Source organism: Mycobacterium sp. DBP42 (genome assembly GCF_005924235.1).
GTDB lineage: Bacteria > Actinomycetota > Actinomycetes > Mycobacteriales > Mycobacteriaceae > Mycobacterium > Mycobacterium syngnathidarum.
The window spans coordinates 49,777-56,695 of the sequence record NZ_VCMY01000039.1; the positions used below are offsets into that span (position 1 = coordinate 49,777).

A 6,919-nucleotide genomic window follows, 5' to 3' on the forward strand; every position below is an offset into this window, starting at 1 on the left:
GGCTACCCGGCCCGCCGGCCGGACCGGAACGAGGCGAAGGCTCCGAGCACTGCCATGACCGCGAAAACTCCGAACAGCCAGCGTGCCGCACCCGCATCCCCGGTGTCGCGAAGGTTGACCACGACGCCGGCCAAACCCGCTCCGAACGCGCCGCAGATCAGTTGCACGGTGTTGATCGCCGCCGCGGCGGCCGGCCCCTCGACTGGATCGTCCACGCTTCGCATTGCCCATGCGGACAAATGCGGCCAGGCGACACCGATACCGGCCCCGGTGACCGCGAGCGCGAGCGCCCACACCACGACCAGCCACGGCGCCATTCCATCCCGGATCAACACCGCACCGGCCGCGAGCCCGGCCGCCATGACAATCGGCGCGCACGCGACCGTGCGCACGATGACGCGCCCGTTCTGCAGGGACGCACTGACGATCTCCCCGGCGGTCCAGCCGACCGACAACACGGCCGCGAAGAACCCGGCCATGACCGGTGTCAGGTGTGCCAGCCGCTGGCCGAACAGCGGCACGTACATGTCGACCATGGTGGCGGCCATCAGCACGCCCAAACTCAGGTAGATCCATTTGAGGGGCCCGGGTCCGAATGTACTGGGCGGCAACACCGATGCGCCGGCGCGGCGGTCGAGGATCAGGAACGCGACCACCAGCGCCACCGCGAGGCCGAGGAGGGCGGCCGTGGCCCGCCAATCGTGCGGGATACCGGCCACACTGACTGCCATGGCCGCCGCACCGAGCACGGCCAGCGACCGCACCGGAATGCCGGGGGCCGGTGCCGATACCCTCCCGCGGGCCGGCAGTGCGACCGGAACCAGCACGGCCATCGCACCCGTCAGTACCACCAGCACACCAAAGGCCCATCGCCAGTGACCGAACTGTGCGAACAGGCCGCCCGAGGCCGGGCCGATCACCGTGCCGACCCCCCACATCGCCGATACCAGCGCAGAAGCCTTGGTCCACAACGCATTCGGCAACGCGGTGTTGATCACGGCGTATCCCAGGCCGGCGAGTATCCCCCCGGCGAAACCCTGCACGGTCCGGCCGGCGAGCAGCACCTCCATGCTCGGGGCAAGCGCACAACCCAGGCTTCCGGCACCGAATACCGTGAGCCCCAACAGATACGCCCGCCGCGGCCCCAGCCTCATCAGCAACGCATGGACTGTGGTGGCCGCGATCACCGAGGCAACCAGGTACACCGTCGTCACCCAGGCGTAGAACCGCCGGCCGCCGATGTCGGACACCGCGTCAGGCAGCAGGCTGATGGTGAGGAATTCGTTGGTGGCATACAGCAGCACGCCACCGGCCAGGACAGTGGACGCACCCAGATACCGGGCACCCAACAATTGCCGCCAGGTCCCGGTATCGGGCGTCACGGTGTCGGTCACACCGACGACGCTAGAAGCTGAACCGCTGTTGAGGTCAACGACCGGCTTACTTCAGACCGGCCGCATCCATCCCCCGCAACTCCTTCTTGAGGTCCTGGATCTCGTCGCGGATCCGGGCCGCCAATTCGAACTGCAGATCGCGGGCGGCCGTCATCATCTGCTCGGTCAGATCCTTGATGAGATCGGCCAATTCGGCGCGCGGCATGTTCGTGGTATCGCGGCCTTCCACGATCCCGGCGCTGACCGCCCGGCCCGGCTCGCCCTGGGCCCGCCGGCCGCGGGAGGCGTTGCGTCCCGAGCCACCCACCTCGACCGACTCCGAGTCGTCGGCCTCGCGATACACCTGGTCGAGAATGTCGGCGATCTTCTTCCGCAGCGGCTTGGGATCGATCCCGTTGGCCTCGTTGAAGGCGATCTGCTTGGCCCGGCGACGCTCGGTCTCGTCGATCGCCTCCCGCATCGAGTCGGTGATCTTGTCGGCGTACATGTGCACTTCGCCGGACACGTTGCGGGCCGCGCGACCGATGGTCTGGATGAGGCTGCGGGTGGAGCGCAGGAAGCCCTCCTTGTCGGCGTCGAGAATCGCGACCAGCGACACCTCGGGAAGGTCCAGCCCCTCCCGGAGCAGGTTGATACCGACCAGCACGTCGTACTCGCCGAGGCGCAGCTGTCGCAGAAGCTCGACGCGGCGCAACGTATCGACCTCGGAGTGCAGGTACCGGACCTTGATGCCGAGTTCCAGCAGGTAGTCGGTGAGATCCTCGGCCATCTTCTTGGTCAGCGTGGTGACCAAGACACGCTCGTCGCGCTCGGTGCGGGAGCGGATCTCGCCGATCAGATCGTCGATCTGACCCTTCGTCGGCTTCACCACCACCTTCGGGTCGACCAGACCGGTCGGGCGGATGACCTGCTCGACGAACTCGCCACCGGCCTGGCTGATCTCGTAGGCCCCCGGGGTGGCCGAGAGGTACACCGTCTGCCCGATGCGGTCGGCGAACTCCTCCCAGGTCAGCGGCCGGTTGTCCACGGCCGAGGGCAGCCGGAAGCCGAAATCCACCAGATTGCGCTTGCGGGACATGTCCCCCTCGTACATGCCGCCGATCTGCGGCACCGTGACGTGGGACTCGTCGATGACGAGCAGGAAGTCCTCGGGGAAGTAGTCCAGCAGTGTCGCCGGTGCCGAACCCGCAGGCCGGCCGTCGATGTGGCGCGAGTAGTTCTCGATGCCCGAACAGAACCCGACCTGCTTCATCATCTCGACGTCGTAGTTGGTGCGCATCCTCAGCCGCTGGGCCTCCAACAGCTTGCCCTGCCCCTCCAGCTCGGTCAGCCGCGCTTCGAGTTCCTGCTCGATGGTCGAAATGGCGTGCGCCATCCGCTCCGGGCCTGCCACATAGTGGGTGGCCGGGAAGATCCGCAGCGAGTCGACCTGCCGCACGATGTCACCGGTCAGCGGGTGCAGGTAGTACAACGCCTCGATCTCGTCGCCGAAGAACTCGATCCGCACCGCGAGCTCCTCGTAGGACGGGATGATCTCGACGGTGTCACCGCGCACCCGGAACGTGCCCCGGGTGAACGCCATGTCGTTGCGGTTGTACTGGACATCCACCAACAACCGCAGCAGGCCGTCGCGCGGCACCTCCTGGCCGACGGCCAGCTCCACCGAGCGATCGAGATAGGACTGCGGCGTGCCCAGACCGTAGATGCACGACACCGAGGCCACCACGACCACGTCACGCCGCGACAGCAGGCTCGAGGTCGCCGAGTGCCGCAACCGCTCGACATCGTCGTTGATCGAGCTGTCCTTCTCGATGTAGGTGTCAGTCTGGGCGATGTACGCCTCGGGCTGGTAATAGTCGTAGTACGAGACGAAATACTCGACGGCGTTGTGCGGCAACATCTCCCGCAACTCGTTGGCGAGCTGTGCGGCCAGGGTCTTGTTCGGCGCCATGACCAGGGTGGGCCGCTGCAACCGCTCGATCAGCCACGCCGTGGTGGCCGACTTACCGGTACCGGTGGCACCCAACAGCACGACGTCGCGCTCGCCGGCTTTGATCCGGCGCTCCAGTTCGTCGATGGCGGCCGGCTGGTCACCGGCAGGGTCATACTCACTGACCACCTCGAACCGGGCGCCGGTACGGACGATCTCATCGACAGCCCGGTACTCCGAATGCGCCAGCACGGGGTGTTCGGTCGCGAAGGCCATGCTCACCAGCGTAGAACTGCATACCGACAACTTCCGCCCGCGTTCGCTGCACGCGTAGGCTTGGCCCATCCACCCGCCCAAACACGAGACATTCGACCTGGTCGCCCGCACGAACACCGATCCAAAAGGCATCGTGCGGGCGGTCGACGTCTATACCGTCGAGCCCTGGGGCCTCTACATGGCCCGGCCGACGCCGGGCCGGGCCCAGTTCCACTACCTGGAATCCTGGCTCCTGCCTTCGCTCGGGCTGCGGGCCAGCGTGTTCCATTTCAACCCCGGCCACGAGCGTGATCAGGACTTCTACCTCGACATCGGCCGCTATAGCGCAGGCCCGACCACCTGGCATTCCGAAGATCACTACCTGGACCTGGTGATCCGCACCGGTCGCGGCGTCGAGTTGTGCGATGTCGACGAACTGCTGACCGCGGTGCGGCACGGTCTGCTGAGCCCAGAGGTCGGCGAGCAGGCGGTGCAGACCGCCGCCGGCGCGATCGAGGGTCTGGCCGGCTGCGGCTATCAGCTGGACCAGTGGATGTCCGACAACGGAATGGCCCTCACGTGGCGTGACGCGTAAGGTCAGGATTCATGAGCTCAGCTAAGTACGCCTGGGGAGCCCTCCCCGCGCTGGCAGGATTGCTCACCGGCGCACTGTTGCTACCCGCCACCGCACAGGCTGACCCGGAGGCACCGCCTCAGGTCGAGCCGTTACCCGAGCAGAAACTCCACAACGTCACCTACCGCGCGAGGATCGACGGCGTATCACGCAATGCAACGATCGCCTACAAGATCGACGACGACAACATCAACACCGCCGACCCCTCCATGCTGCCCGGACGGGTGTTCGAAGCCACCGGCGTGGTGTCGAATCCGGAGGCGGCCGGGATGACGGTTCGCATCGACTGGCCGTACTCGGCCAACCTGCACTGCGAGATCCTCGTGGACGACCAGATCGTCGCCCAGGCCGACACCTTCGTCGGTCCTCGGCTGACCCGGCCCAAGGATGATCCGAACTACGGAAGCCTGCCCTGCGGGGCGACGCTGAACAATCCGGTGCCGGGCACCATCACCGACGCCGTTCCGTCGGTCGCCGATCCCGCGGCGCCCGCGCCGGTCGACGCCGCGGCCCCGGCGCCCGCGGAACCCGAGCCTCCGGCCACCTAGCTCAGCGCTTCATCCAGGACTCGACCGTGTGCCGGGTGTCGTCGATGTGCGCAGCCATCTGCGCGGCGGCCAACTCGGGATCACGACTCTCGATCGCTTCGAGGATCGCCTCGTGATAGTCATTGGCGTTGGGCTCCAGATGTCCGAAGATCGCGCCCACCGGTAACCACATCCGCCGTCGGGCGTCAGCCACTGCCTCCAGTAACCGGTCGTTCTGCGCGGCCTGGGCGATGCCCAGGTGGAACGCCGAGTCCAGGGTCTGGAAATCCGTGGTGTGCCGAGCCGAAGGCTCATCCATCCCGACCTGCAGCGCCGCGTCCATGCCTCTGAGCAGCCTGCGCAGTTCGGTCACATCGCCGGCACGGCGTCGCTCCGCGGCCAGCCGGGTAGCTCCGGTTTCGACGATGACGCGGTAGTCGAAGGCATCGCGGATCGCCCGTTTGTTGCGGCGCAACTCCCGGCGCATCTCGGCCGGGTCGTACTGAGGCGCCTGCACGGTGAATCCACCGCCACGGCCGCGTCGCACCGTGATCAGTCCCTCGCCTTCCAGAACTCCCACGGCAGCGCGCACCGTGGTCCGGGAAACGTCGAGCATGTCGGACAATTCGCGTTCGGTGGGCAGCCGGTCACCGGGCCGGAACTGACCGAGTTCAAGTGCCCGCCGCATTTGGTCGACCACCAGCTCATGCGCCGCGATCTGGCGGACCGGTACCAGTGTCGGCTTGGCTGTTGACACGCGTCCCCCCTTCGGACGCCCCAAACGCTACCGCACGGCCGACCCCCGCGGTCCAGACATCTGGCCGTCCGGTGGTTGTGCGCGAAACCTGGTGCAGGCCAGCGGCCTAGGGCTGCCAGTCTGTGGCGTCAGCCCACTGCTGGGCGCGGCGGTAGGCATCCAGGAACCACGGCTCTTTGGCCACGGCGTAGTCGGGTGTGGCCAAAGCGGCACGCTTGGCGGCCAGGTAGTCGGCCTGCACACCGGGGTTGGCCCGCAGCCAATCGACGAACATCAGCGCGAACCGCTGATTGGGCCAACCGTCCACCCTGATGTGCACATTCGTTGGCCGGCCCGGATCAGCCGAGGCGTGGAAACGCTTGTGCCAGAGCGCCGGATCGTCATCGTGCGGGTTGTCTGCGGTGATTCCCGGCACCACCGGATATCCGGCCGTCAGCAACGCCTCGGCGAGCTCGTCGGCAACGTCCAGCGACTCGACCGTCACCTGCACATCGATGACGTCCTTGGCGTCCATCCCGGGCACCGCGGTCGAACCGATGTGGTCGATACGCACCGCACGGTGCCCGCAAGCGGTGTTCAGCCGGGCCAAGATCCGGCGCGCCTGATCCGGCCAAGCCGCGTCGTAGGGCACCACGGCGGGATCGCGACGGGCCGGGCGGCGAACCTTGAGGTTGTGCGCGAAGGGCAGGATCCGCTCGTGCCAGAGTGCGCGAGCCTGCTCCACGACGGCGCCCGGACTGCCCGAATTGTCCAGCCACACATCGGCGACAGCCCGGCGTTGCTCCTCGGTGGCCTGCGCAGCGATGCGGGCGCGGGCGTCCTCCTCGGTGAATCCGCGATACTCGATGAGTCGCCTGACGCGCAGTTCGGCGTCGGCGTTGACGATGATGACCAACGGGAACATCGGCGCCATCTGCGATTCCACCAAAAGCGGAATGTCCTCGACGATGACGGCATCTTCGTGGGCCGCGGCAATGAGCTCCGACCGCCGATGTGCCACCAGCGGATGCACGATGCCGTTCAGTGTGGCGCGCTTCTCGTCGTCACTGAAGGCGACCGCCGCCAGAGCCGGACGGTTCAACGCCCCCTCGGGCAGCAGGATGCCATCCCCGAATGCCTCGACCAGCCTGGCCAGCCCCTCGGTTCCGGGCTCGACCACCTCACGGGCGATGACGTCGCCGTCGACGACGATGCCGCCGAGATCGCTGAATGTGGCCGACACTGTTGACTTCCCGGCGCCGATACCGCCGGTTAACCCGATGCGAAGCACGCCCCACAGTGTGTCAGGCCCCCGGAATCGAGTAGGGGGCCGGGTTGACCGGCCCCCTCTCACACCACCGGACGTGCGGGCCTCGCATCCGGCGGTTCGTTAGGTCGCTTGGAATCGAGTCCAGGCGTGGTGAAAGAAGATCAGGCCCAGTT

General features: G+C 67.1%; 6 protein-coding genes. 2 read left to right on the forward strand and 4 right to left on the reverse strand.

From position 1 onward, the window contains the following. Positions 1 to 2: 2 nt before the first annotated feature. Both E0T84_RS25475 and uvrB read right to left on the reverse strand, forming a co-directional pair. The gene (locus tag E0T84_RS25475) at positions 3 to 1,394 is read right to left on the reverse strand and encodes an MFS transporter (RefSeq protein WP_138745872.1); all 1,392 of its coding nucleotides are present in this window, start codon (positions 1,392 to 1,394) and stop codon (positions 3 to 5) included. Between the two features lie 46 nt (positions 1,395 to 1,440). Next, positions 1,441 to 3,600, reverse strand: a complete 2,160-nt coding sequence (gene uvrB / locus E0T84_RS25480) for an excinuclease ABC subunit UvrB (RefSeq protein WP_138745873.1) — start codon at positions 3,598 to 3,600, stop codon at positions 1,441 to 1,443. Between the two features lie 67 nt (positions 3,601 to 3,667). On the opposite strand from uvrB, the gene E0T84_RS25485 reads away from it, so the two are divergent. Beyond that, positions 3,668 to 4,174: a DUF402 domain-containing protein gene (locus E0T84_RS25485; RefSeq protein WP_171055172.1), complete on the forward strand. Its 507-nt coding sequence runs from the start codon at positions 3,668 to 3,670 to the stop codon at positions 4,172 to 4,174. A gap of 11 nt (positions 4,175 to 4,185) precedes the next feature. Next, positions 4,186 to 4,761, forward strand: coding sequence for a hypothetical protein (locus E0T84_RS25490; protein WP_138745875.1), 576 nt, complete (start codon positions 4,186 to 4,188; stop codon positions 4,759 to 4,761). A gap of 1 nt (position 4,762) precedes the next feature. On the opposite strand, the gene E0T84_RS25495 is transcribed toward E0T84_RS25490, so the two are convergent. Both E0T84_RS25495 and coaE read right to left on the reverse strand, forming a co-directional pair. Further along, the gene (locus E0T84_RS25495) at positions 4,763 to 5,497 is read right to left on the reverse strand and encodes a FadR/GntR family transcriptional regulator (RefSeq protein ID WP_070187140.1); all 735 of its coding nucleotides are present in this window, start codon (positions 5,495 to 5,497) and stop codon (positions 4,763 to 4,765) included. A gap of 106 nt (positions 5,498 to 5,603) precedes the next feature. After that, positions 5,604 to 6,767 carry a dephospho-CoA kinase gene (coaE, locus tag E0T84_RS25500; protein WP_070946445.1) on the reverse strand — a complete coding sequence of 388 codons (1,164 nt, stop codon included), beginning with the start codon at positions 6,765 to 6,767 and terminating at the stop codon, positions 5,604 to 5,606. Between the last annotated feature and the right edge of the window lie 152 nt (positions 6,768 to 6,919).

Bases quoted from the DNA above. Each gene is read 5' to 3' on its own strand.
- uvrB (WP_138745873.1), bottom strand. From the start codon at position 3,600: ATGGCCTTCGCGACCGAACACCCCGTGCTGGCGCATTCGGAGTACCGG.
- E0T84_RS25490 (WP_138745875.1), top strand. From the start codon at position 4,186: ATGAGCTCAGCTAAGTACGCCTGGGGAGCCCTCCCCGCGCTGGCAGGA.